The sequence below is a fragment of the Thalassoglobus polymorphus genome (assembly GCF_007744255.1).
Taxonomy (GTDB): Bacteria; Planctomycetota; Planctomycetia; order Planctomycetales; family Planctomycetaceae; genus Thalassoglobus; species Thalassoglobus polymorphus.
Map to the genome: position 1 here is coordinate 941532 of NZ_CP036267.1, position 25412 is coordinate 966943.

General features: G+C 50.1%; 17 protein-coding genes. 10 read left to right on the forward strand and 7 right to left on the reverse strand.

Annotated features, from left to right (window positions below; translation table 11 throughout):
• Positions 1-606 precede the first annotated feature (606 nt).
• Positions 607-936, forward strand: coding sequence for a hypothetical protein (locus Mal48_RS03545; RefSeq protein WP_145196192.1), 330 nt, complete (start codon positions 607-609; stop codon positions 934-936).
• An 85-nt stretch (positions 937-1021) separates the two neighbouring features.
• On the opposite strand, the gene Mal48_RS03550 is transcribed toward Mal48_RS03545, so the two are convergent.
• Entirely contained in the window at positions 1022-2011 is a 990-nt protein-coding gene (locus Mal48_RS03550) for a DUF1571 domain-containing protein (RefSeq protein WP_145196194.1), read from the reverse strand.
• A gap of 757 nt (positions 2012-2768) precedes the next feature.
• On the opposite strand from Mal48_RS03550, the gene Mal48_RS03555 reads away from it, so the two are divergent.
• Complete coding sequence (locus tag Mal48_RS03555) at positions 2769-4544, forward strand: c-type cytochrome (protein ID WP_145196196.1); 1776 nt, start codon at positions 2769-2771, stop codon at positions 4542-4544.
• Here Mal48_RS03555 and Mal48_RS03560 read toward each other — a convergent pair.
• Together Mal48_RS03560 and Mal48_RS03565 are read right to left on the reverse strand one after the other, a co-directional pair.
• Positions 4509-5492, reverse strand: a complete 984-nt coding sequence (locus Mal48_RS03560) for a Gfo/Idh/MocA family oxidoreductase (RefSeq protein WP_145196198.1) — start codon at positions 5490-5492, stop codon at positions 4509-4511. The two genes, Mal48_RS03555 and Mal48_RS03560, sit on opposite strands and share 36 nt — an antisense overlap.
• Before the next feature lie 103 nt (positions 5493-5595).
• Positions 5596-6924 carry a PQQ-binding-like beta-propeller repeat protein gene (locus Mal48_RS03565; protein WP_145196200.1) on the reverse strand — a complete coding sequence of 443 codons (1329 nt, stop codon included), beginning with the start codon at positions 6922-6924 and terminating at the stop codon, positions 5596-5598.
• A gap of 363 nt (positions 6925-7287) precedes the next feature.
• On the opposite strand from Mal48_RS03565, the gene glpK reads away from it, so the two are divergent.
• Positions 7288-8781, forward strand: coding sequence for a glycerol kinase GlpK (glpK, locus tag Mal48_RS03570; protein ID WP_145196202.1), 1494 nt, complete (start codon positions 7288-7290; stop codon positions 8779-8781).
• A 166-nt stretch (positions 8782-8947) separates the two neighbouring features.
• Here the strand turns inward: glpK and rplU are convergent, their stop codons facing one another.
• Complete coding sequence (gene rplU / locus Mal48_RS03575; protein ID WP_145196204.1) at positions 8948-9334, reverse strand: 50S ribosomal protein L21; 387 nt, start codon at positions 9332-9334, stop codon at positions 8948-8950.
• 309 nt (positions 9335-9643) lie between these two features.
• Here rplU and Mal48_RS03580 point away from each other — a divergent pair, with 309 nt between their 5' ends.
• From Mal48_RS03580 to Mal48_RS03590, 3 genes are all read left to right on the forward strand, one after another.
• On the forward strand, positions 9644-10546 hold the full coding sequence (locus Mal48_RS03580) for a mechanosensitive ion channel family protein (protein ID WP_145196206.1): 903 nt from the start codon (positions 9644-9646) through the stop codon (positions 10544-10546).
• 229 nt (positions 10547-10775) lie between these two features.
• Complete coding sequence (locus tag Mal48_RS03585) at positions 10776-11966, forward strand: hypothetical protein (RefSeq protein WP_145196208.1); 1191 nt, start codon at positions 10776-10778, stop codon at positions 11964-11966.
• A 65-nt stretch (positions 11967-12031) separates the two neighbouring features.
• Entirely contained in the window at positions 12032-13108 is a 1077-nt protein-coding gene (locus tag Mal48_RS03590; protein ID WP_145196210.1) for an alpha/beta hydrolase, read from the forward strand.
• Between the two features lie 195 nt (positions 13109-13303).
• Here the strand turns inward: Mal48_RS03590 and Mal48_RS03595 are convergent, their stop codons facing one another.
• A complete protein-coding gene (locus Mal48_RS03595) occupies positions 13304-14665 on the reverse strand; it encodes a tetratricopeptide repeat protein (RefSeq protein ID WP_145196212.1) in 1362 nt (453 codons plus the stop codon).
• A 537-nt stretch (positions 14666-15202) separates the two neighbouring features.
• On the opposite strand from Mal48_RS03595, the gene Mal48_RS23105 reads away from it, so the two are divergent.
• From Mal48_RS23105 to Mal48_RS03615, 4 genes are all read left to right on the forward strand, one after another.
• A complete protein-coding gene (locus Mal48_RS23105; protein WP_197442019.1) occupies positions 15203-16972 on the forward strand; it encodes a sodium-dependent transporter in 1770 nt (589 codons plus the stop codon).
• 145 nt (positions 16973-17117) lie between these two features.
• Positions 17118-17912, forward strand: a complete 795-nt coding sequence (locus tag Mal48_RS03605) for a metal ABC transporter ATP-binding protein (RefSeq protein WP_145196214.1) — start codon at positions 17118-17120, stop codon at positions 17910-17912.
• Between the two features lie 2 nt (positions 17913-17914).
• Complete coding sequence (locus Mal48_RS03610) at positions 17915-19363, forward strand: metal ABC transporter permease (RefSeq protein ID WP_145196216.1); 1449 nt, start codon at positions 17915-17917, stop codon at positions 19361-19363.
• A 474-nt stretch (positions 19364-19837) separates the two neighbouring features.
• Positions 19838-20584, forward strand: a complete 747-nt coding sequence (locus Mal48_RS03615; RefSeq protein WP_145196218.1) for a carboxypeptidase regulatory-like domain-containing protein — start codon at positions 19838-19840, stop codon at positions 20582-20584.
• Positions 20585-20875: 291 nt separating this feature from the next.
• Here Mal48_RS03615 and Mal48_RS03620 read toward each other — a convergent pair whose 3' ends face one another.
• Positions 20876-22027 (reverse strand): SDR family oxidoreductase, encoded by a 1152-nt coding sequence (locus Mal48_RS03620; RefSeq protein ID WP_145196220.1) that lies wholly within the window; start codon positions 22025-22027, stop codon positions 20876-20878.
• Positions 22028-22802: 775 nt separating this feature from the next.
• On the reverse strand, positions 22803-24956 hold the full coding sequence (locus tag Mal48_RS03625) for an efflux RND transporter permease subunit (RefSeq protein WP_145196222.1): 2154 nt from the start codon (positions 24954-24956) through the stop codon (positions 22803-22805).
• Positions 24957-25412: the final 456 nt, after the last annotated feature.

Here is a 25412-nt window from a genome sequence, read left to right on the forward strand (position 1 = left end):
TTCAAAGGCTGATCTTCACAAACTGAAATATGCAGGCCAAGGCTGGATTTGCTGGCAAGTCTCTATGAAAAAAGTGTACGTGTTCTGCATCCACGAGAATGCCTCGATGATGTGTTTGTGAAACGTGTTTCCTGAACAGCATGTTCAGGTCTTTGAACGTTGGGAGTGCGAGTTTCAACACGAGCCCTGATGTGTTTCCAAATTGGAACAGATGCTGAGGTTCGTTCTCGCCGCATTATTTCCAGCTTAATCGCGTTGCTTGTGCATGCTTTGGTGCGGCAACAGTTGTAGCAGTGATTACTTTCAGACTGGCGTGTTGCTTTTTTGGCACGTTCCCTGCATCTCTGCATTCTTGTTCGCAGGGTGATGAGATCATCCGCGAGCGATTCCGTTACTTACTCGATTTTTCAGTAGGAGAGCGGAGTCGATGTGTTGATGGATGCCGACCCATTTATCAACGCGCGTTCATTGGTCCGGAATGAAACGCAACCTGGACAGGAATGGGGATCAGCCTTCTTGTCCGAAACTGGAATCAAAAAAGTTTTGATCTCAGTTCAAAAGTGTGAAATATAAAAACCAAAAAAAATCAAACAGGGAACTATAAACATGTTGCGTACACTACTTAATGATGAAGCTGGTTTTATCGTTTCAGCTGAACTCGTCCTCGTGGCGACCATTCTCGTCATTGGAATGATTGTCGGTCTGAGCGAAGTTCAACACGCTGTCGTTGCAGAACTGAACGACGTTGCCGATGCAATTGGCGAAGTGAACCAAAGCTACTACTACACCGGATTCAGCAAAGAATCACAACACGGAAGAGGTCTGAAAGCTTATACTCGCGGATCAGAATTCGCTGACACCGCAGATGAGTGTGACAACAACCAATGTGATATCGATTGCGACGTTCCAGTCAACGAAGGTCCAAAACGAAACTAGTTTCTTGGATTAAGAAGTTGATCGAAAAAAAAGCCGCGATGGAAAATCCATCGCGGCTTTTGTCTGTATGGACTGAAGCTAATACCTATCGACGAACTCGCATTCGGTAAGAACGATTCTTCGCGTCGAAGTCAGCGACTTCGAGTTGCTTGTAAAGTTCGAGGCCAGAGTAGGCGTAGAATTCCAGTAAGGTTTCGTCGTCAATCGTTTCTGGATTGGCATCTTTCGCCCAGCAGAAGTTCTTCACGCAAACGGGCATGGAAAGTTCTTTGTCGACATAGATGACAGATTTTCTGTACACGCTGTTGATCTCTTCACTGTCGTACACACAGGTGAAGATGTAGCAGGGGCGATCATCGAAGGTCTGGTTGTCAACGAGTTCGCATTGGAACCCAGTCCCTCTTTTGAGGTCCTCTTCCTGAAATTTCAAAATGGTTTTCGCAAGTTCAACAAGTCCAGCTTGGGTGGCAGGATGACGTGATTGCGCCATTGCCAAACTTCCTTCTGGATCGAGTTTCAAAACACCGGTTAAGCGACCTTTGATTCCACCAGGTTGAACGAGCAGCTTTCCGTCGTTCTGATCTTCAACATAGATCGCTTGCTGCCCTTTTTCGTCCCCACTAAGCCACTTCATGTAAAGGCTGAACGGTTCGTGCTTCAACTTCATCTCGATCGTCTGACCTGTACCGAGGACACCATTTAAACGTTCTTGCCGATACAGCGAAGCTGTGTAGTCAGTCACTTTTGTGAATGACTTCGTTCCTTTTCGAAGCAGAGTCGAGGTCATTTTTAGAGCCCAGATACCTTTTAAGACACCTGGATTCTCGGCAGGGAGGACCTCCTTGGCAGATTCGTCATCGGAAGAATCCTGTGCCACAGCATTGTGCTGTGGCAATGATGGTGTTGGTGGAAGGGCGAGAACGGGCGGCATCAGGTTGACGCTCTCCTCGTTCGGGCTTCCTCCAATCGCAATCGGATCAGAATTCAAGTGGGCTATTGCCAACGCGCCACAGGCAATGAGAACGGCGAGAAAATTGGTTCCAGGGTAGCGGTTGGAACGTCGCTTACGCATCATGCGTCATTCCCTCAGTTAACGAAGGTATCGAGTGTCCGAATGGATGCCGAGGATCGGCGATGAGAGCCAATAACAACTTGCTGAATCTTGCTGAACTCGTTTTCAATTCTGAAATGACGATTTGTCGTTCAGGTCTTGTTAGAACTGATCCGAGCTTCTGGATTTGACTTCTCAAATGTTGAGAAATTTTTTCATGCAGAGGTACCCGGATCGGTGCTACGTATCTGATCGACACCTTGGCTCTGCAACCGGTAGGAAATTGCCGATCACACAATTATTCGGACCAGTGCTTCGAATGCGGAATCGAAGCATTCTTTGTCAAGCTTCTCTAACCTACCTGGTCGGACGCCGAATTGAGTCACTGCTGTCAGGAATTCTTTGTAGAACTGATCCTGAAGCCTGAAATTGCTCGCTCAACCGTTGAGAAAAGCGGCTATTCCAGAGGCTTTAGAGCATCTTTCAAATTGGTTTGCAGGATCTGCCCTTGGAGAATGTGTTTCATCAATGAAATGGCTGTTCGTAGCGAGGCGGATATTCTGTGATTTCAGAAATGTGAGCCGGTTATTCCCACGCGTCGGTGATGAGGTGCAAATCGTGGTTCACTCAATTAAAATGGCTCTCCCACCTGAATTGATCTTTCATCAATAGATCTTTCATTGAAAAGATCATCCTAACCTCGCTCTTGGAAACTTGATTCACCCACCCGGATCGTCAACAACCTGGAGCGAATAACGAGAATTGTGGAGCCACCCATATCATGTTGAATCGCAGGCTGACTTGCGTCATTTTGCAATTGACCATAGTCCTCTCTCTGGTGACCACATTGCCAGTTGAAGCGGCGGACCCACCAAGTGCGGTCGGCTCAATGTTAACGCTTCTGAAGAGTGGTCGCGTTCCCGAGCAACGACTGGGGGCGATCGTGAAGTTGATCTGCGACCGGGGAAACGAACACGACTTGAAGTTCATCTTTGATCAAATTGTCGAGGACGGAAACTGGCCAACAGATCTGCGAAGCAGTTCATTACAGCAACTTTCAGATGCCTCAACGACACGGAACCTTTCTCCTGCTGGGGATTTGTCAGCAATCACCTCGTTGATTGGCTCGAATGAAGAGTCGATTCGCACGACTTCGATTCAACTTGCTGGTCAGTGGAAAGTTGCTTCTGCCTTTGATGCACTCAGGAAGATCGCAACGAATGAAAAGACTCAACCAGATCTTCGCACGAGTTCGTTGTCGGCGATGGCCAAAATTTCTCCAGAGAAGACGAATTCTCTGTTGAAGGATCTCGCCGAAAATGGAAAGTCGTTCAATCAGCGTTCCATGGCAATTCAAGTGTTAGCATTAATTGATGTCGAGTCCGCTGCAACGCTTGCTTCTCAGGCTCTGAAAGTCGCTGATCAGCGAGATAATCCGGCAGCGATTCTCGACGGTTTTCTTGATCAGGAAAATGGCTCCGTTGTGTTAGCTAAAGCAATCGAAGCGACTCCCCCTGCAGCCGACACTGCCAAGCTTGCATTACGACACATGTTCTCGATTGGCCGGACTGATCCGGAGCTTTCGGCTGTCCTCTCCAAAATTGCGGGGATTGCCGGTGACCCGAAGCCTCCGACAAAGGAAGAACTGGCTGCTCTTGTGAAAGAGGTCAACGAGCAAGGAGATGCCGTCCGTGGAGAAGCCGTTTTCCGACGTCAGGATTTGAGCTGCATGAAGTGCCACGCGGTGAGCAAAGCTGGCGGGCAGATTGGCCCCGACTTAAGTGCGATCGGAGCAAGTTCACCGATTGAGTACGTTGTGATGTCTGTCCTTGATCCCGATCAGGATATTAAAGAAGCGTATACCACGCGTGTCGTCATCACGACGCGCGGGCGAATCCATCAAGGTCTCGTCGCAGACCGGACAGCGAATGCCCTTGTCCTGAGAGACGCCACAGGAAAAGAAACATCCATTCCTATCGAGGATATTGATGATGAGGTCGAAGGAAAATCGTTGATGCCGAAAGGGCTTGTGAAGTTTATGACTCATGCCGAGTTCATCGATTTGGCAAAGTTCTTGTCGATGCTCGGAAAGCCGGGCGATTATGCAGTTCGTTCGACTCAGCGAATGCAGCGTTGGAGAGTCCTCACCGATGTTCCACAAGGTCTTATTGAAGAAGTCCCGACACTCTCAACGTTTGAAGACCTCGTCCTTCGGGCATCGACGTGGGAGTCTGCTTACAGTCGCGTTAACGGTGACCTTCCGCTGAACGAACTTGTCGAAAAGACTTCGCAACCGGTTGTGTACGTTCAGGGAGAACTCAAAGTTGCCACTGGTGGCAAGATCGAAGCACGGCTCAACTCAGTAGAGGGGGTAACTCTTTGGATCGATGATGAACTCATTGAGGCCGATAAAGAGTTTGAAGTCGAGCTTGAAGCTGGACTCCATCAAGTTTCGCTACGCCTCGATACAGAACTTCGTCAGTCTGACGTTCTCAATCTGGAGTTTCATCGCCCGAGCGGATCAAAAGCAGAATTTGCCGTGGTGGACGGGCAGTGAGGCGTCATCGACGACAATCTTCTGTGACGTTTCGAGTGAGAGTTGGATGGCCTGAGTGAGCCGATAGCAGCGGAAGAGGTCACTCAGGTCCGGGACCGGTACAATTCCGCCCGCGATTCTGCGACCGAAAATGTCGATGAGAACTTGCTCCGCCGAACGTTCTCCGGTGAGGGTTTCGCGGGTCCAGTCTGTCCCTGCGATCCATCTCACTTCGTGGTCTGTCAAAATTTCGATGTCGCCCCAGTGGCATTGTGCGTAAAGTTCTGGAACCGTCTGCTGGTGCTGAGTTGAAGTTTGAGACTTCTTCTCGAACTCGATGATGCATTCACAGGGTTCGCTTTCGTATCGATCGAATTCAAAGCGGACTTTCTCACCGGATTGGCAGTTCACCGAAACTTTTTTCAGTGAAACAAGCATCCGAACCATGTCCAAAGCGATCAGGACATCTGGATGATTCCAGTCCGGGGTGGTCTCGGTGAATGGAACAGAGGCGCGAACTTCGAGGGTGTGGATCGGGCCGAGTCGCGTCGCGATTAACTCTCTCATGCGGAGCGTCGCTGGCGTCCATCGATGCAACAATTCGGGAACGACAAAGGCATGTGCTGCTGTGGCACGATTCGAGAATTCGAGCAGATCCTGGATAGAACACTGATTGAGAAATTGCTTGCGGATCAGGGCAGGGCGAGGATTGTTTCCAAGCCCCCATTTGGCAAGTTGTGGAGCCGTATTCCAGACTTCGCCATGGATCGTTTCCGTTCTGGAAAATCTTCGCAGGCTTCCAAACGGTTCAACCCGGTGTCTTCTCGCGAATGTGTCTGCTTGGAAAAACTCCATTGTGTAGATGCCTGCCAACCGCATGCGTGATTGTAGTTTCAACGCCTCGACGATCGCATCCGTATCGGTCTCTGGCAGACCAATCATGCCAATTGAAATGACATCCTTTGTCATTCTGCTTGCGTCTCCGTGCAAAAATCCGTGCAAAGAAAGTGTGTCGAGATTCGGACCTGAAAGGTCGCCGGACAGCATTGAAGAGTCCGGCGAAACGGTCGTTTTATTTGTCCGCTTTCAGCGAGACACATACGATCTCTTTGTCATTGCGGACAAAGCAGTGTCCATTCGCAAAGGCTGGGTGTGACCAAACGACTTTGCGTCCAAAAGCTTCGTTGGTCGGCTCAAGCACATGGAACCGACCAGTTTCCACGTAAGCTTCGGGGGTCAGTTTTGCTGTGATGAGATCACCGAATTCATTAAACAGGAAGTACGTTTGCTGATTTTTGACAATGAACGCGGTTCCATGGCTGGCTGGTCGCCCTGTTGTTGTGGCTTCAAATGTTGTCCACAAACGACGACCATCTTTGATGTCGACTGCAATCAAGGCTCCTGATCGACAATCGTTTCCGAAGATGACTCCGTTGTCGATAAACGGCGTGCTGTTCGCACAGTAAACGGCGCTCCGATTGGTTCCTCTCCAGACGATTTCAGCTGAGGGTGTTTCTGAGCCCAACTTGTACAACGCGCCGACGTCACCAATGCTGCTGGCAAACAGGAGATCGCCAGAAAGTTGCGGTGCCATGATCGACATTGCGTATTGAGGTTTGAGTTCTTGCGTCCAGTAGACTTCACCAGTTTGAGGATCGAGACTGTTGAGATTGTCGGCATCCCAAATCAACAGCTGGCGAGTCTTGCCGACCTCGATAATGCTTGGCGGAGCATAGCCCGGTTCTGAAGCTGAAAGGGCGGTCCATTTTTCTTCACCGGTCATTTTGTCGAGTGCGACGGCGACACTATTGTCTCCACCGACGACGCAGTAGATGAACTTGCCGTCCACTAAAGGATGACTGGAAAATCCCCAGATCGGAGTTTTTGCTTTGTATTCGTCTCGCATCTGCTTCGACCAGAGGACATCGCCCGAATTGCGATCGAAACAGAACAGATGGCCTTCTGCTCCGAAAGTATAAACACGATCTTCGTCAACAGTCGGCGTGGTCCGTGGGCCACCCGGGTAGGAAATGCGATAGGGGCAGTCGTACTCATGCTTCCAGATTAACTCTCCATCCGTGGCGTTCAAGCAGAGAACCCGTTCGGTTCCCTGAATTTGATTGATCGTCCCGGGGCCGTTTCTCGGATCACCCGATTTCAGGATGTAATCGGTGACATAAACCTTGTCGCCAACAACAGCGGGGCCAGAGTAGCCCTGATTGATGGGTTGTCTCCAAACGACTTCCAACCCCTCTTCGGGAATGGCATCGATGATCCCTTTTTCGTTCCATTGGGCGTCACGGTTCGTTCCGCGCCACTGCGGCCAATCCTCAGCCGACGTGATGCTGGACAGCAGGAAAGTTGTTGTTAGAAATAAAAGGGTTTGTTTTGTCTTGGGCATTTTGCACCTCTCATGGACCAGGAGTCGACATTCTGCCGCGTTGACAGCTGAATGTCAAAACGGTTGCAAGTTCATTTCGACGTTTCAGCATTGTAGGGAGCAACTGCTTTGCGGTGACTGATGAAAATCCTTTCTTAACTGATTTTTCCTAACCTGCGAGAAATAGCCCCTCTTGATTCAAGGCAAAAAGAATTGATTCCGTCGCAGCTTCTTGAGCATTCTGGAGAATGAACTCCGCATTCTATTCGTGATGGACAGAGTCTTGTCCCTGGTGAAGGAGATTCAACACGAATGCATGAGTGTTGACGGTCTGTTTGTACGTGTGCGATGATCCACTCAGGTCAAACCCCAAGGAATGAAAATATGAACTACATCCTCGCGCTCGATCAAGGAACAACTTCCAGTCGTGCAATTCTGTTTGATGAGAACACACATCCGGTGGCGCAGGCTCAACAGGAATTCGAACAGATCTATCCGAGTCCAGGACACGTCGAACACGACCCCGAAGCGATTTGGGCCTCTCAACTGGAGACAGCTCAACAGGCCATTGAGAAAAGCGGCGTCGACGTCGAGGACGTGGCCGCCATCGGGATTACGAATCAGCGTGAGACGGTCATTCTTTGGGAGAAAGAAACAGGCAAGCCGGTCTATAATGCCATCGTCTGGCAAAGTCGTATTACTGATCCGATTTGCCAAAAGCTGAAAGCTGACGGACACGAAAAGACAATTCGGGAAAAGACCGGCCTTGTTGTTGATGCGTATTTTTCCGGGACCAAAGTTCAGTACATTCTCGATTCCGTGGAAGGCTTACGAGAGAGAGCGGAGAAGGGAGAGATTCTTTTTGGGACAGTAGATAGTTTTCTAATCTGGCGACTGACAGGGGGGACCGTACATGCCACCGATGTCACGAATGCCTGTCGAACCATGCTCTTCAATTTGCACACGATGCAATGGGACGACGAGTTGCTGGAAATTTTGAATATCCCTCGTTGTATTTTGCCAGAGGTGAAACCATCAAGTGGGGTGTTCGGTGAAACGAAAGCGGAGCTCTTCGGTCGTGCAATTCCGATTGCAGGGTGTGCCGGAGACCAACAGGCTGCAACCTTCGGTCAAGCGTGTTTCGAGGTCGGAGATGCGAAGAACACTTACGGGACCGGGTGCTTCATGCTTCTTAATACCGGTTCCAAGCCGGTGATTTCAGAGAACGGTCTGCTCACCACAGTTGGTTGGCAAATTGGTGATGAAGTGACGTACTGTCTCGAAGGGTCCATCTTTATTGCTGGAGCTGTCGTTCAATGGTTACGTGATGGGCTCGGTCTTATCGAAGAATCTGTGGGTGTCGAAGCGTTGGCAGCGACAGAACCGGACAACGGGGGCGTCTATTTCGTGCCTGCGTTTGTCGGGTTGGGAACGCCGTACTGGGACTCATCAGCTCGCGGAACCATTATCGGGCTGACTCGAGGATCGACTGCCGGGCACCTCGCTCGAGCTGCGGTCGAGTCGATGTCGTTTCAGACCATGGATGTTTTGGAAACGATGCAGAAAGATTCAGGTGTGACTTTGGCCCGCTTGAAAGTTGATGGCGGAGCGACGGTGAACAACGAGTTATTGAGTTTTCAGGCTGGGCTCCTGGATGTTCCAGTCACACGTCCAAAGTTTCAGGAAACGACAGCTCTGGGAGCGGCGTTCCTGGCAGGTCTCGCCGTCGGTGTCTGGAAAGATCTGGAATCAATCGCCAGTCACTGGGAAGTCGACAAAGAGTTTCAACCAGATATGTCCGACAAGGAGCGAAGCGAGCATACAGCCAACTGGCACCGGGCTGTGAAAGCCTCGCGAAACTGGGTTGTTGATGAGTAAGAGCCATGCCGGAAAGGGTCGGCAATTCTTTCCGATATAAAACAAAAAGCCGTTTCCAGGACGAACCTGGAAACGGCTTTTCGATAATTGTGTTTACGCTGCGAACTGATTCTTTACGCGATTCATGTTACCCCAATGGGTGGACTGCAATCATGCGCTCTGCGAATTACTCTTCAGAAGCAGCGGCGACTGGCTCGGCTGTTTCTTCTGGAGCTGGAGCTTTGATTTCCAGGTTCGGGACGTTGATCGCGGTGATGCGAACGCCGGTGTATTTCTGACGATGCCCGGTGTGGCTTCGTGAATTCTTACGGCGGCGGAATTTTTGGACTTCCAGCTTCGGACCTTTGACGAGAGCGTCGATCACTTCAGCTTCGACAGTTGCCCCCTCGATCACTGGTGCTCCGATAACGCTCGCTCCTCCTCCGTTCGCGAGGAGAACCTTGTCAAAGGTGATTGTCTGACCAACTTCGGCATCGCTGCGAAGGTCGATGGTCAATGTTTGTCCTTCTTCCACCCGTAACTGGTGGCCACTCTCTTCGATAATCGCGAACATTTCTGTACTACTCTCGGTCAGTTCGGTTCTGTCTCACGGTGGAGATGTCGTGTAAGATCAGGTCAATTCGACTGTGATGACTATAAACGATAGTGACTGTAAACTAAGGGTGGCGAAAATTCTCGTCATTTCCTCAGTGGTTGATCTCAGCAATCTTATGGAGAATCAGGAACCGCAACATTCTGTTGAAAACACGCTCATCATGCCATTTTCAGGCGAATTGGCAAGGATAGAGATTTTCATGCGAAATTGCGAGACATCCCAAGGCGGATTTCGATCATTTTTTATCAGCGAGAAAGGAAAGTCGGCATGGAGTGGATTATTGCGCAAGTGAATACTGAGAAAGGCGTTACAGGGGTTTTTAGTGCTGTTGACCAAACTCTTCCGTGGGTGAAAGCAGTGAAAGAGTTCGCTGCCGAGCATGCAGTGAGCTTTGGAATTCGTCTTCTTGCTGCATTGGCGATTCTATTTATTGGTCGGATCGTCATCGGGATTTTGATGGGATTCGTCTCTCGGGGCATGCAACGGGCCAGCACGGATGAAATGCTGGTTCGGTTTGTTCAAAACGTGCTGAAAGCCGTGCTTTTGGTCGTTGTCGTGATGGCGTCGCTGCAAACTTTAGGAGTGGAACTGACTTCGCTCACTGCGATTCTTGCTGCTGCCGGGTTTGCAGTTGGAATGGCACTTCAAGGATCTCTTTCCAATTTCGCTGCAGGGATCATGTTGGTCGTTGTGAAGCCGTTTCATGCTGGAGATTTCATCGATGTCGCGGGAGTTTCGGGAACTGTTCAGGAGGTTCGGCTTTTCAGTTGCTCGTTGAAGACCTTTGATGGACTCAGCCTGACTATTCCCAACGGGCAAATTACATCAGGCGTCATCAAAAATTACAGCAGCGAGCCAAACCGCTTAATCAATCTCGTCATCGGTTGTGGATACGGTGATGATTTGCTGGCGGTGAAAAACTTGTTACTGGAAATCATTTCGTCGCATGAAAAAGTTCTTACAGACCCTGAACCATTAGTGGCTGTTGATGAGTTGGGGGCGAGTTCCGTTAACCTTGTGGTTCGGCCTTGGGTGAGAAATGAGGACTTCGGCTCGGTGAAACGGCAATTGACCGAGCAAATCAAGCTCGCATTCGATGAGCATGGGTTCACTTTCCCATATCCTTCCCAAGATGTTTATCTTCACAATGACGCGACTGCTGAGGGGTGATGACCACGATTTTGGATCAGCGAAAGGGAGAAGCTGGACGCATTAGGGGGAGGGAATCGTTCGTGTGGATCTGTTGTCCTTTTGCATCAATTGGAGCGGTTCGGCAAATTTTGCGAATCAGTTCTTTAATTCAGGGAATTGCGAGGTTAAACTCTGTCACAGAGATTTGTTGCTGAAGTTTTCCTGACTCAGCAACGTTAAGAAGATTCCGAGCTCCCTAAGGATGACAATGAAAGCTTCACGACTTCGCCAGTTTACAATTCTGTTGGTTTTGCTCAGCTTTGGATTCCTGCTGCCTCAACCAGCGAATGCGGATGTCTTACCTTGGACGTATTCTGGCTCATCGACCAGTTATTACGGGGGACCTGTGGCTTGGAACGCAGGCTACTATCCTGCACCAGTGACAATGTTCCGTCCTGCTCCTCGTCGATTCACCTCTTATTATGCTCCGGTGTACGGCTCTTCCACTTCGTTTTATGGCCCATCGACTTCATTCTATGGGTCGTCTGCCGAGTATTATGGGGGGGGGAGCATTGGAACCAGTTCTGGTTGCAATCCATGTGGAACCTCAGTTGGCCAACCCTGTTCTGGTCCCAACTGCGCGACCGGGAATTGCTCCACAAGTGGTGTGAACTATTCTCCAGAGCCGGTTGCCGATCCCGGGATTAACGAAACACCTACGCCAGCCAACAATGAAGAAAATCGGGAAGTTACACCCACATTCAAACCGACGACTCCAGAGAAACCTGCTGCTCCTGATTTGATTGATGATTTTCGTCCGCTAGAGCGTGGTGAAAAAGATTTTGTCGCACCGAGAACGAACGGGACACCTCCGGGTGGTTCTTCGATTCCGAACAATTCTTCCATCCCGAATAAATCGTCCATCCCGAATAAGTCATCGATTCCAAACAACTCGTCGATTCCTTCAGGCTCCTCGATTCCGTCAGGTGGTTCAAGCATTCCTGACAAAGCAAGTCCTCCTTCGCCTGGCTCTGGTGCTCCAGCTGGGAATTCAGAAGTGATTCCGAACTTGGACAACCGAGGTCTCACTCCAATGTCTCCTCCAGATCGACCGATGAATCCTGCATCTGGAGTTGGAGAAGGCGTGACTCCATCGTCAATTCCGGATGTGACTCCGAATCCTCGCGGCTTCCCCGGAAACTCGGATGCTCCGAAGTTCCCTGGAACTAAGCCTGCTCCTTCAGAGCCTTCTGGCGGTGAGATTGAACCTGTCGTTCCTGAACTTGGAGCTCAGCCGCTTGAGATTGAGTTTCCCTCTGTCTCTTCCTCTTCGCGTGTTGTTGTGAAACGGCAGCGAGTTGTCATGAAAGCTGGCTATCAGCTTCCGGATGTTTCGCGAATTGATGTCGCTTCGGAAACAATCGTCGAAGCGGGAGCACCAAACCTCGCTGTTCGATAAGCGGACTGTTGCACTTTCCCGCGTATTGAGGGGCTCGGAATTCAAGTTTTCGCGGGAGAGCAACAATGAGAATGTTCGTCGTTTCGGCCCTGTGTGCATGCTTCCTGGTGACCGTTCAGCTGGATGCTCAAGAGGGAGGCCAGAAACGGGCGGTTCAACTCAAACGGTGGCTCGAACGTTTTCCTGACGCAGATACCAACAGCGATGGCGTTCTGACCGAAGCTGAAGCGAAAGCGTATCGAGAAAAGCTTGCTGCGAAGCGTGGTCGGAGCACGCGTTCCAACCGGCCGACTCCTACATTCGCAGATGTGAAGTATGGAGCACATGAGCGACAGGTTCTTGATCTGTATCTTGCGAAGAGCGAGACTCCGACTCCGCTGATCATCTACATTCATGGTGGCGGATTTGTTGGTGGCGACAAGAAGTCGGTCTCGCCTGCGATAGTGAAAGCTGCCAATGAAGCTGGGATCTCCGTCGCGGCGATTCACTATCGATTTGTCAGCGAACTTCCGTTTCCTGCTCCTCAAGAAGATGCTGCTCGTGCGATTCAGTTCTTGCGAGCGAATGCCAAGAAGTGGAACTTCGATAAGTCCCTCTTCGCCGCCTATGGAGGATCGGCAGGTGCGGGGCTTTCGTTATGGCTGGGGTTTCATGATGACCTCGCTGACCCCTATAGCGACGATCCAATTGCTCGCGAATCGACACGACTGGTCGCAGTCGGTTCGCGTGGCGGACAGACAACCTACGATCCCAATGTCATCAAAGCCTGGGTCGGTGGCCGTGCCCACGAGCATCCGTCAATTTTCAAATGCTTCGGAGTTGAATCCATTGACCAGATCACCGATCCCAAGTTGCAGCCGCTTTACGATCAAGTCTCTGCGATCAAGCACTTAACGGCTGACGACCCACCGGTATACTCCATCTACAGTGAAGCAGACGCCCCATTGCCTGAAAATGCACGACCGGGGCAGGGGATCCATCACCCGATTTTTGCTCACAAGCTCGATGCCGAGATGGACGAGCTTCAGATTGAGCATGTGTATCGTCACGTCAGTCACTTCAATGGTGATCGTGATCTCGATATGTTCGAACACTTCAAGAGGTGGTTCGCTCAGAGTCGAACGAAGCAACAGGGCGGTTGAGGGGAGGCAGCCAACGCTGATTGAGAAAGTACTCACTCAGAGCAGTCCCGTTTTGTTTAAACGGGACTGCTCTGTTGGTTTTGAGTCTCATGCTCTTCGAAAAATCTGGTGTATTCCCCGGGATTCTGCCTCGTGGCATCAGCGTATGGACTTGTGAAAAGGTACTTCGCGGACAAGAGAAGCATTGGGAATGCTCTATCCTCCCTGAAGTTTTTCCAATCGTTCTCGGGCATCTTTGTAGTCGTAGTCGACGACTAGCACTTCTCCATAGTGATGGACCGCTTTCTCAGAATCGCCTGTTTCTTCGCAGACTCGTGCGAGCAGGTAATGTGATTCCTTGTAGGTGTCCGGGTCGGTATCGTGATTGAGATCCGGGACGGCACGTTCAAACTGTCCTTTGGCAAGCGGAAGTTTGTTGTCGTACATGAAGCACTTCCCTAGCAGGACGAGTGCTTTTGTTTTCAGTCGAGGGTCTTGGCTGGCCTTCTGCAGGAGTGGGATGGCTCGTGACCATTCCTGAAGTTGCATGACAAGTTTCGCCAACTCCATCTTGATGCCTAAGTTCTGCGGGTGTCGCTCCTCACGGGCACTGAGAACTTCGATTCTGCGAGTTCTTAAATCTTTCGAAAGGGCTGCCACCTGCTTACGAGCCTCGGGGTCTTCAGATTTGTCTGCATTCTCTTTCGCCAAGTCGACATTGTGTTTGAGAAGCAGCAACTCTGCATCTTCGAGTTGTTCTCGTACTCCCGGGTCTCCAGCTGAGACATCCAGTGCCTGCTTGAGAATGTCGTATGAGTCCTGGAATTTCTTTGCAGTTCGCAGGTGGGCTCCCAGTTTTAGATAATGCTCTACCTGCTCCGGATTGCGGCGAATTTCGTGACGCAGCGATGTTTCGAGGTCGGTCGATTTCTGCTCGATCGATTGCGATTTGTCTGCACCTTTGTTCCTTTTCACATCTTTCGATGATTCTGCCTCGTCAAAGTTTCCTGCGCGGGTCGCCTGCATTGCGTCCAGTGCCGAAAGCTTGCGGCTGACTTCTATGTCTTTAGGATCGATCACTTTGATTCGTTCCCAGATTTTTCGAGCCTCTGTGTATTCTCCTCGGTTCTCCAGATGTTCAGCGAGTGCCAAGTGAATCGCTTTGTCTTTTTGGGCCGCTTTCACAGCCTCAGCGTATCCAAAGCGGGCGATCTCTCCGCGATCAAGTGCTTTCGCCGCTTCTGCAACATCAACGTTCAGCTGAGCATCCCAGGGGTTCAGAAGCAGGCCTTGTTCTGCCAACTTGTCGGCTTCTTCCCATAGCTCTTTCTGTTTCGCTTTTTTGACCTTCGAGCGAATCGACATCAATTTGGTCATTGTCAGGCCGCCGGCTCCTTTTTTGTTGTCGCCGTATTTTTTCTTTGTGCAGTTGCGCAACAGTTGACGGTAGCCAAGGTTGTGCGGGACGAGCTTCACACACTGGCTGAACATCTGCACGGCCATGTCCCAGTTATTTCCTTCCATGGCTTTGTTACCAGCTTGAAAGCACTTTGCCGCTTTTTGATTGTCGTCTGCCACGCTCTGCTCCCGAAAGAGGATTCTCAGTTGATACTCTTATCGCATCGAAACGTCCTCGATGCTCGTTCTTGTCTGTAATTCTATTGGGGTCGTCAGTCGATGACTCTCGACCATGCTGAAGTACAATACCAGAGTCGATCATCGGGGAAAATCCCACGAGATCGACAAACTCCAGCGGAAAGCCGTCAGGCAAAAGCATCTTTCGACTTGGTTTGCAGGATCTGCCTCGTGGCGAAGAGCATTTTTACTAGAGAAATGCGTTCTTCACGGGCACAAGGTCGAGCAAACTGCTCAAATGCTTTTTCTATGCGAATCGTCTGTGATGAAATGATTCTACCAGAAAAAACGCTGAACTCCACGAGGCAATCGAGACATGCGGTTTTTGATCGTTGCCCATCGAACCATGTTTCATTCAAGAACATATTGCAGGGATGAAACATTGCAGAGATGAAATTTTCCCTGTAACGTCTGGAAACGTTATCCGCTTTGAGTTGGACACAAGATTCCAACGAAATCGAGCATGCAGGAGTTGATGGAATGTCCGAATTGACACCACAAACCGATCGCGCCCAGTGGAAATCCCGCTTTGGGTTTATTCTGGCTGCTGCCGGATCTGCTGTGGGACTGGGGAATATTTGGAAGTTTCCGTACATTACCGGCCAGAATGGGGGCGGGCTTTTTGTCCTCATCTATCTCGCCTGCATCGTGCTGATCGGGTTACCAATTATGATGGCAGAGATCATGATTGGACGTGCAGGGCAACGTCAGCCGGTCGGAGCATTTGAATCGATCCACGGCCGGAAAACTGCCTGGTCCGGAATCGGCTGGATGGGAGTGGTTGCCGGGTTCATCATTCTTTCGTTTTACATTGTTGTCGCTGGCTGGTCGATGGATTACACGCTGAAATCCATTGTCAACTTTACGAAACCGATCGAAAGCAAAGCGGCCACTGAGGCGGAAGTTTATATCGCCACGACATCCATCTCGGATATGAAGTTGTTTCTGGTAAATAAGGAGACCGATCGTCAACTGCATCCACGAAAGACACTGCTTGAAAGTCGATTGACGAAGTCGCAAAAGGAGAACTATGAACGTTTCAGAACAGCGATTGAGAAAGCGGAGGATCAAGATCAGGCACGTTTACGCTTGTTGAAGGACGAAGAACTGAAGAGCTCCGTTGAAGCTGTTGAGAAGGTTGAACAGCAGGTTGCCAAAGCTCGGTTAGAGATCGCAGGGAGCGTTCAAACCAAGATCAATTCACTCTCTGCAACCGACCTCTTGGCACAAGTCAAATTATCGAAGCGTCGTGACCTGGTCTTTGAGAAAATGACAGGGACGTTTGTGAACCTGCTGACGAACGGCTGGCACTCATTGATGTGGGCTGCACTCTTTATGATGGTCGCCATCGGTGTTGTCGCAGGTGGAGTGGCTGCAGGGATTGAACGTGCGTGTCGATTCTTGATGCCAACGTTGATTGCACTGATCGGTATGATGGTCCTTTATGGAGCGTTTCAACCGGGGTTTGGCGCAGCGGTCTCATTCGTCTTTAGTCCAGACCCCAGCCGGCTCAAGGCCAGTGGTGTTCTCGAAGCATTGGGGCATGCGTTCTTCACACTCTCTCTCGGCATGGGAGCGATGATGACGTACGGATCGTACCAAAGTTCGAAGACGGGGCTACTGCAAGAGTCCGTAATGATTACCTTGCTGGATACCGCCATCGCGCTGTTGGCCTGTTTAATGATCTTCCCGATCACGTTCTCTTACGGACAGGAACCGACTGCTGGTCCCGGACTTGTCTTTATGAGTATGCCGTTGGCGTTTGCAGAAATCGGCCGTACTGGAATGTTGCTTTCAATGGCGTTCTTCGGGTTGCTCTTCTTTGCAGCGCTCACCTCTGCGATTTCGCTGCTGGAGGTCGTTGCTTCGTATCTGATTGACCAGAAGAACTGGAGCCGTGCGAAAGCTGCTGTGACGACAGGACTCTTGACTCTCGTCGTCGCGGTTCCGACTGCGTTTTCGAGTGACTCGACTTCCGTTCTTTCTAATTGGGAAGGCGACTACGGTCTCAATTTCTTTGATACGATGGACCATCTGGCATCGAACTGGATGCTTCCTCTGGGCGGATTGTTCATTGCGATCTATGCCGGTTGGGTGATGCCACGTCGCTTACAGGAAGCGGAAGTCGAAGACATGCCTGCCTGGATCTTTCAGGTTTGGTTAGTCCTTGTTCGCGTTGTTGCTCCCGCACTGGTCATTATCGTGCTGATGCAAAAAGTTGGCATCTTCGACATCGATGAATGGTTGTGAAAGTTCTGAAAGCAGTGAATCGCTCTGTTGCCGAGACTCGATTTCAGTTTGTTTTCTGGATCGCGTGCGAATATGTTTAGCACTGGCTACAATTCATTGTCTAGACGGATTGACCCAAAATTATAGGCAATGATTTCATACAGTAATGACAATTCCAGCGGATACCTACGCGGCTGACCACAGTGATTTGTCGCCATTATCGATTCACGATATGACGGTTGCCTATCAACGGCGACCGGTCATTTGGGATATCGATTTCGATACTCCTCCCGGTCATCTGGTTGCAGTCGTTGGGCCGAACGGAGCCGGGAAAAGTACGTTGATCAAAGCCGCGCTGAACCTCGTCCCCAAAGTCTCCGGAGAGGTTCGGTATTTCGGCCAGGAGTATGCCGACGTTCGTGATCGCGTCGCTTATGTTCCTCAAAGAACCGGAGTCGATTGGGATTTTCCCGTAAGTGCACTCGATGTCGCGGCGATGGGATTGTATCGGAAGATTGGCTGGTGTTTTCCTGTCTCCAGAAAATACCGTGAGCAGGCGTTTGCAGCTCTTGAACGAGTAGGGATGGAAGACTTTGCACATCGTCAAATTCGACAACTTTCAGGCGGTCAACAACAGCGAGTTTTTCTGGCCCGAGCGCTTGCACAAGAAGCTGATCTCTACTTGATGGACGAACCGTTTGCCGGTGTCGATGCCTCAACCGAACGAGCTATTGTGGCGCTGCTCCACGAATTGAGAGGACAGGGGAAAACGGCATTAGTGGTTCATCATGATTTGCCAACGGTTCCCGAGTACTTTGATTACGTGTTACTTTTGAACATGCGTCTGGTCGCTTTCGGACCGACTGAAAAAGTCTTCACCGCAGAGAATTTGAAGCGGACTTTCGGCGGGAAATTGTCGCTGCTTGACCAGGTGGGCGAAAGAATTGCGGAACGTGATTGATCATGAAGCTCAACCGAATCTTGATCATGTTGCTGTTTGGGCTTCTTCTCTTGACGCTCAATGTCGAGCCGATCGAGGCTGCTGGAGTTTCCTTTCAAAAACGATTCGAACGTGTTGTTTTACTGAAAGATTATAACACACGGGTTGTTTTGTTGGGGACGACACTGCTTGGGATTTGTGGAGGGATTGTCGGCGTTTTTATGTTGCTTCGGAAGCGTTCTCTGGTTGGCGATGTCGTTGGCCATTCAGCTTTGCCGGGGATCGCGATCGCTTTCATTTTGACGGAAGTCTTTCGGCCCGGAACCGGAAAGAGTGTTCCCATTTTATTGCTCGGAGCTTTCGTTGCTGGTTTGATTGGCGCAGTTTCGGTGATGCTGATTGATCGCTATTCCCGCATTAAATCCGATGCCGCGATGGCGATCGTGCTCAGCCTGTTTTATGGGGCTGGGACTGCGCTTCTGACGATTGTTCAGCGAATTCCGACCGGAAGTTCAGCCGGTCTGGAAGATTTTCTCGCTGGGAAGACTGCGTCACTTGTCGCTGCTGACGTCTGGCTGTTTGCATGGGCTGCACTGGTGCTGATTGTGATCTCAACACTCTTGTTCAAAGAGTTGTGTTTACTCTGTTTTGATGAAGAGTTCGCAGCGGCGCTCGGATGGAAGGTCTTCTGGCTCGATTCCTTGCTGACTGGATTAGTCGTCTCGGTGACCATTCTGGGAATGCAGTCAGTGGGGCTGCTTCTGGTTGTTGCGATCTTGATTATTCCTCCCGCTTCGGCTCGATTCTGGACCGACGATATCCGCCGGATGACCTGGATTGCAGCGATTCTCGGAGGAGTCGCTGCAGCGATTGGAACGATCATCAGTGCCTTGTTTGCCAAGGTCGCTACGGGGGCTGTGATTGTGCTGGCGGGGTCGGTGTTCTTTATCGTGAGTCTGTTTTTTGGCTTTCGTCGCGGTGTGTTGTGGAAGTGGATTGAGCAGAAGCGTCTCCAGTCTCGAGTCGGTGAACGTGACCTTCTGCGAGCTGTTTATGAGATCACGGAGGGGCGCATTGACCATCGTCAATTGACTGACCCGGTATTGCTCTCGCAGCGAATTTCGCAAGCTGAGCTTCTCCAAATGCGGACCTGGTCGCCGGCGCGGTTGCGTTCACTCACTCGGCAAGCGGCGAGCCGGCATCTTGTGTTGATCCGTGCAAATGGAGAAATTCAACTTGCTCCCGATGGAGCAGCACTGGCACGACGAGCTGCTCGAGACCATCGTCTTTGGGAACAGTATTTAATTCAATATGCAGACATTGCTCCCAGTCATGTCGACCGTGATGCCGACCAGATCGAGCATATTCTTGACGCAGAAGTGATTCGAGGGCTCGAGGAAAGTCTGGCGTCAGCCGGGCACGACGTGATGCTGAGGAGCCCACACCAAATCCAGAATACCCCGGGAGAATAGACAGGACTGCTCCCGAAGCCTCAGTTTGCCCTGCCGTCTGCCCGTATTGTTCACGTTTCTCGAATAAAATTGCTGTTCACCGCGAGCCTGAACTTAGTGGCCGACCTTGGATTTGTTCAACTATTGAATCCAATCCGTGCTGGCTGCACTGTTTTCAGGAAGCTTGAGCAGGCGGTTTCAGGGTTTATGTGTAAAATCAGTTGAAAGAGGCCCTGTTCCTTAAAACAATAGACTGATTTAAGAAATTGCGAACTAAGTCGTCAATCGCTGGCGAATTGTTTAAGATGATGATGTCAGGGACTGGACATCCCACCAGGAGCTTTTCTGGAAACCTGTGTTGTGAGACTTCTCAGGCTGTTTGAGGGGCCGCTCTCTAGGTTTTGGAACAGTTCTTAATCATTGCCATTCGTCACTGGATGTTGGACGTTGGCAACCTGTCATGATCTTTTTGGAGGTTTTGGAAGTATGTTGAACATGAAATTATTCTCGATTGCGGTGCTTACTCTTTGCAGTTCTGTCCAGGCTGCCGAGTGGGGATCGGTGACCGGTCAATTCGTGTTGGATGGTGAGGTTCCAACGGTTGCACCGCTCGTCGCCAAGGGAGACTCAAACGCCAAAGATGCTGCCGTTTGTGCAGCAGAGGGTGTCCCCAATGATGCAATGATTTTCAATGCAGAGAACAAGGGGATTGCCAATATCATCGTTTACATGCGACGAGCAAAAACGGTTCATCCAGATCTTGTGAATAGCAAAGAGAAGACTGTCGAATTTGATCAGAAAAACTGTAATTTCTTGCCTCACATGATGATCGTTCGAACCGATCAAACAATCGTCTGCAAGTCGAGTGATGCCGTGGCCCACAATGTCCACGCGACACCATTTGCGAATTCAGCTGTGAACTTTATTGTTCAACCGAATGATCAATCTGGCGTAGAAGTGAAGTTGCCACTCGCAGAGCCTGTGGCTCCTTACGTTGAAGTGAAATGTGATATTCACCCATGGATGAAAGCGTGGTGGGTTGTGTTTGACCATCCTTACGCTGCCATCACCGATAAAGATGGCAAGTTCACAATCGAAAACTTGCCAGCTGGCGAAACTGAGTTCCGCGTCTGGCACGAGAAAGTCGGCTTCATCAATAAGAAATGGGTTGTCGATGTGAAACCAGGAAAGACAACAACACTGGAAACTGTTCCTGTTTCTGTTGACTCGTTCAAAGAGTAGTTCGGAGAGGACTCTTGACCTTTTAGAGCATCTTTCTAATTGGTTTGCAGGATCTGCCTCGTGAGGAAATGGCTTTGAAGCCATGAATGTGAGTTTCGCAGGCACGGCAAGAGTTGAAAGTACTCAAATCAAAAACGGCGTCGATTCGAATTTCGAATCGACGCCGTTTCTTTATTTGCGATAACAAATTCTGAACAGGAACCTTGTCATTGCAACTGGTAACTACAGTTCAGGTCTCTCCGCGAGGTCGAGCATGGAGACCAAGAACTGGATTCGTTTTCAAGCAGGGCCTCAGACCAACACTGGTGAAAGGTTTGCCTTTTCGACTTTGGGGTCACGCCAGTTAAATCCTTTTGCGATCGCAGCCTCTGCGAGTTTCGTGAGCATTTCTCGGTCAACGTGCGGGCAGGGGAGATGCGGGACGGCGTTCTGAGTGTTCGAAGAATCGTACTCTGGATCGTCTTTCCAGTATGACTGGTAGACTTCCATGTGCTTGAAGAACATTTCTTCCAGATCGGAGATGTTCTCTTCCTGCGGCCGGTCGACACCTAGACCAAGGCCGTAAGAGCCGACCATTTCTTCCATGATATCTCGGAAAAGCCGAGTTGTGATCGGGACTCTTGGTGTCAGGTGGTATGTTTTTCCGTGCAGGCCTGGATCTGTCACGATTGTGGACATCACTTCGGAAACCCAATCAACAGGAACGAGGTTTTTTCGCTCGTCGCCGGTTGCGTTCAGGTTGATGCGACTGCCGTCGATCTTCCCCGTGAAGTTCGGCTCGGTCATGCTGTGACCGATGGTGTAAGCAAGTTGCAGCACTGCGTAAAAATTGTGATATGTGAATGTCAGTGCGGTTTGTGAATCACCAATGATGATTCCCGGACGGAAGACCGTCAGCGATTCAATGAAGTCTGTACCCCGGATCATCTCTTCCGCCATGACCTTACTTTCTTCGTAAGGGTTCGCGAATTCCTGACCGAGGTTCAATTCGTTTTCGTAAATGCGTCCTTGTCGCAATCCTGCAACGTAGGCTGTCGAAACATGGTGGAACTGAGTGATGCCTGCCTGCTGGCAGAACTCCAGAACCTTCGCTGTTCCGTCGACATTTGACCGCCAAGGTTCCGAGTCTCGACCGGTACTCACAAACGACAGGCTGGCAGCGTTGTGAATAATGGAACTGCAGTTTTCGGCAGCCCATTTGATTTCATTTGTCGAAAGTCCCAGGTCAGGCCGGTTGATATCTCCTGAGAGAACGACAGGACGAGGAAGTTTTTTCTCCAGCAGATTTTCCCAGACCTGCATCGCAGCTTCGATGCGAGATTCTGCGTCACTTTTTCGGCTGGGTCTGACGAGAACAGCAAGTTTGATGTTTCTCGAAAGAAGATCTTTCATCAGGTATCGACCAAGAAGCCCGGTGGCGCCCGTCAATAGGAGATGATCCATAGTTGCATTCCAAATCGGAGAAGAGGCTCAGTGTATATTTTGAAGTTTGAAGAATCATCGTCGAGTCGCTAGCAGGACAAAAACAATTCTTCAATATTCCACATAGGTAAGAAGAGTACGATCGCATCCCAATAAATGAGAAATGATCGGGGGTTCTTCTACGACAGAGACGGTCGAGAGATATGATATCCTACCCGGTTTTTGGGTGAATGAAAGTAATTCATTCGAGATTTCAACCACTTTCCAGTCTGATTTAGGCTGTCTGGCCGGATAGTTCTTAATGTCTGAACAACAAGCATTGTTTGGTTCATTTCCTCTAACTAGACGATGTTGGTGGAGATTCAGGAGTTCTAAGTCTTTTTACTTAAAAGGTTTAAGGTCTGGGGCGTGTTTGATGTTGGTCCTCCCCGTGAATGTGGCGTTTCTGAGTTCAGCGATTGCTCGCTACGAGGCAAAATGTAATGGCCGAAACGGGGTTCCCATCGTGGGACTGGTCCCCATCGATTTCAAAAATTCAAGGCGATTGATGCGATGTTGCACTCTTTTGTTTGTTTGAGAACTACAAAGGAAAATCAGAAAACGCTGATCGACCTGCGAGAAGAATAGAACTGATCCTGAAGTATGAAATTTCTCACTGAGACGTTGGGCAAAGCGGCTATTCCTGAGGTTTTCGAATTTGTGTTCGAATAGGTGTTAGGGGTCTGGCTCGTGGCGAACAGCAAATTGATAAGAGAAAAGCGTTCTTCATGGACACGCGGGAGAGCAAGCGGCTCTTCTATGCGGCGATTCGAGAAGGTTCCTGAGTTCGGCTTTTGCGAAGTCCGGCCTGTTCTCGCACTTGCCGGGATGGGCTCTTGGCAAGTAAAGCAGGTAAGAGGACCAAGTCAGCGAAGACGGCGACAATCAGCAGGATCGACATGAGCAGGCCAAACCGGATAGTCGGGATGAACTGGCTTTGGGTGAGTGCAAGCATTCCCAGACTGGCGATCATGGCTGCCTCGAAAATCGGTCGACCTGTCTTGAACAGGGCGTAAAGTGAACTGTTTTGCGTCCGTGATTCCTGTTTTGAGTGATCGCGATACGCGAGCAGAAAATGGAAGGTTCCGTCGACAGCAATTCCGAGTGCGATGCTGGCTGTCATCATCATGCCGATGTCGACCGGAATTCCCGCCCAGCCCAGAAATCCAAAGACCAGGCAGAGCGGCGTCAGGTTGGGGATCATTGCCAGCAATGCAGTTTTGATTGAACGTAAAGCGATCATCATCACGATGGCGATAATGCCGAGGGCGGTGGCGAAGCTTTCCCAGAATCCAATGAAAATGTCGTCCTGAGCCTGTTTGATGAGAGGCGCAATTCCAGTCAAGGTGACGGGTTGGGCTTTGAGGGTGTGTTGAAGTTCCTCGAAGATTCGTTGTCTGTGGTTTGTGGATTCACCATGGACCCGTGCGGAAATTCTCCAATACCGCTCTCCAGCAGAGATGTATTCTTGACCATGTTGGTTCGACTTTGCTGTCGAAAGTAGCTGAATAATATCGAGGCCATTATCTGGCAAACGCTCGGGGAAGAAGCTTGCCAGAGAGAGTGTGTGTTGGATGTTCGGATGTGCCGAAATCATCATCTCGATCTGCTTCACCCGCCGGAGTTTTTCGGTGAATGGGAGATCTTGAGTTTCAAAATCAACAACCGCTTCGAAGGAGTCAACGTTTGTCAGTTTCTCCTCGATGTCGAGGTAGTCTTGAACGACATCGCTCTTGCGTGGAAGGAAGTCGAGCGGATCGACCTTCGAGGTGAGCGAGACGATTCCCGGCAGCGAAACAAGCAGGAAGATGCACGTTCCCCAAGTGATGGCTCGGCGATGTCGAATGATCCGAAGCGATAATCGAGTCGGCAGTTTCTGGGAAGAATCGTGATGGTCAGGAAATGAGATCGGCCAGAGTGAAAGAGCGATCGGAGTCAGGCCAAGACCACAAATACAGGAAATGACAGCCCCCGTTGCAGCAGCGATTCCAAACTGCTGAACTGGCGCAATTTCACTCACTGTTAAAGAGAGCAGACCAATGACGGTCGTGAACGTCGCCAGCAGGCAAGGGCGCCATGCTTTCGATAATGCGGCAGCCAGCGGATCCGTTTCGTCACGACTGGAATTAAAATAGTGCAGGAGATGGATGGAACTCGCCATCGTGAAGACCATGACCATCACAGGCAGGGCCGAGAGGATGAAGTTCATCTCACCGCTCCACCATTTGACGATGCAGAGTGTTGTTTGAATCGCAAAAACTGTGATGAGAAGAATGGCTGACGAGAGTCGCCAGTGTCGAATCGAATACATCAACAATCCAAAGCAGATCATCAGTGAACAAAGGAAGAACTGTTTTGTATTCTTCTGTGATCCAAGTCGATTCAATTCTGCGACAATGACCGGCGCACCAGAAAAGAGGACATCTTCATCGCTTAGTTGGCTGTATGTCAGGATGTGCTGGACATCGTGAACGGTTCCTTCGCGATTCAGTAATCCATCTTCCGAAAGAATTGCTACGAGACCTGTGATTGATCCGTCTCTGGAAACAACCAGTCCCCGCAATCGCTCGCGTGCGGTCTCTGGTGTGACTCCTAGTTTTGCCATCTCATCGGTGAATCGCTGAGGCGTCCAGCAGGAGCGGATGCCATCAAGAGACTCAATTCGTGAAGCGATTGCCTTGATTAGCTGTGGCTCGGCGACTTGATTCGGAATCCCGATCAGAATGGCTTCTTCACCACCGAAGAGGGATTTGAAATTGTCGTACTCGGCACGAAAATCAGACTGATCAGGTAACCAGGCTTCGATGTCGTTATTGGTCGGCAGAGAATTCGCTTCCCGAAAGAGAAACGGCAGCGCCAGCAAGATCAGAATCGCTAACGGGCGACTATACTGGCGGTATAATTGTGACATGTGGACCAAAACACAAATGGTGAATATCAAAGCACTTTTCGAACAAATCCAACAACCTATGAGAGGCAGGTCTCTTTCTCTTTTGAGAATCAGTCTGTAAACCTCTGAAATCGTTGTCTTTCTCAATCGATGAAGTTGAGAGAGTCGATTCGGGTTTCAGGATCAGTTCTCGGAAAAGAGCAGGTTCGTCGGAATCGTTTTGGAAATAGTGGGCCTCGCTCGCATTCGTTATCGGATGATACTCCGGGTGAGTCGGAATAGAACTCAGCAATTCCTGGGTCTTGAAAGGGCTGTTTCGTTAAGGTTTACCTGACCCGAATCATTTTCGAATCTGGAAGAGTGACTTTTTGACTTTCTGGTGGTCGCATGTTCACTTCTTGTCCAGCTTTGCTTCCAGAGGCTGAATCGGGTAATCTTTTCCGGCATTGGAATCTATTTCGAGTGTAAGACCGGTCG

Excerpts from the sequence above, each read along its gene's own strand:
- Mal48_RS03625 (WP_145196222.1), bottom strand. The coding sequence starts at position 24,956 with ATGTCACAATTATACCGCCAGTATAGTCGCCCGTTAGCGATTCTGATC.
- Mal48_RS23105 (WP_197442019.1), top strand. The coding sequence starts at position 15,203 with ATGTCCGAATTGACACCACAAACCGATCGCGCCCAGTGGAAATCCCGC.
- Mal48_RS03560 (WP_145196198.1), bottom strand. The coding sequence starts at position 5,492 with ATGACAAAGGATGTCATTTCAATTGGCATGATTGGTCTGCCAGAGACC.
- Mal48_RS03615 (WP_145196218.1), top strand. The coding sequence starts at position 19,838 with ATGAAATTATTCTCGATTGCGGTGCTTACTCTTTGCAGTTCTGTCCAG.
- Mal48_RS03620 (WP_145196220.1), bottom strand. The coding sequence starts at position 22,027 with ATGGATCATCTCCTATTGACGGGCGCCACCGGGCTTCTTGGTCGATAC.
- rplU (WP_145196204.1), bottom strand. The coding sequence starts at position 9,334 with ATGTTCGCGATTATCGAAGAGAGTGGCCACCAGTTACGGGTGGAAGAA.
- glpK (WP_145196202.1), top strand. The coding sequence starts at position 7,288 with ATGAACTACATCCTCGCGCTCGATCAAGGAACAACTTCCAGTCGTGCA.
- Mal48_RS03545 (WP_145196192.1), top strand. The coding sequence starts at position 607 with ATGTTGCGTACACTACTTAATGATGAAGCTGGTTTTATCGTTTCAGCT.
- Mal48_RS03550 (WP_145196194.1), bottom strand. The coding sequence starts at position 2,011 with ATGATGCGTAAGCGACGTTCCAACCGCTACCCTGGAACCAATTTTCTC.
- Mal48_RS03555 (WP_145196196.1), top strand. The coding sequence starts at position 2,769 with ATGTTGAATCGCAGGCTGACTTGCGTCATTTTGCAATTGACCATAGTC.
- Mal48_RS03590 (WP_145196210.1), top strand. The coding sequence starts at position 12,032 with ATGAGAATGTTCGTCGTTTCGGCCCTGTGTGCATGCTTCCTGGTGACC.
- Mal48_RS03580 (WP_145196206.1), top strand. The coding sequence starts at position 9,644 with ATGGAGTGGATTATTGCGCAAGTGAATACTGAGAAAGGCGTTACAGGG.
- Mal48_RS03585 (WP_145196208.1), top strand. The coding sequence starts at position 10,776 with ATGAAAGCTTCACGACTTCGCCAGTTTACAATTCTGTTGGTTTTGCTC.
- Mal48_RS03565 (WP_145196200.1), bottom strand. The coding sequence starts at position 6,924 with ATGCCCAAGACAAAACAAACCCTTTTATTTCTAACAACAACTTTCCTG.
- Mal48_RS03605 (WP_145196214.1), top strand. The coding sequence starts at position 17,118 with ATGACAATTCCAGCGGATACCTACGCGGCTGACCACAGTGATTTGTCG.
- Mal48_RS03610 (WP_145196216.1), top strand. The coding sequence starts at position 17,915 with ATGAAGCTCAACCGAATCTTGATCATGTTGCTGTTTGGGCTTCTTCTC.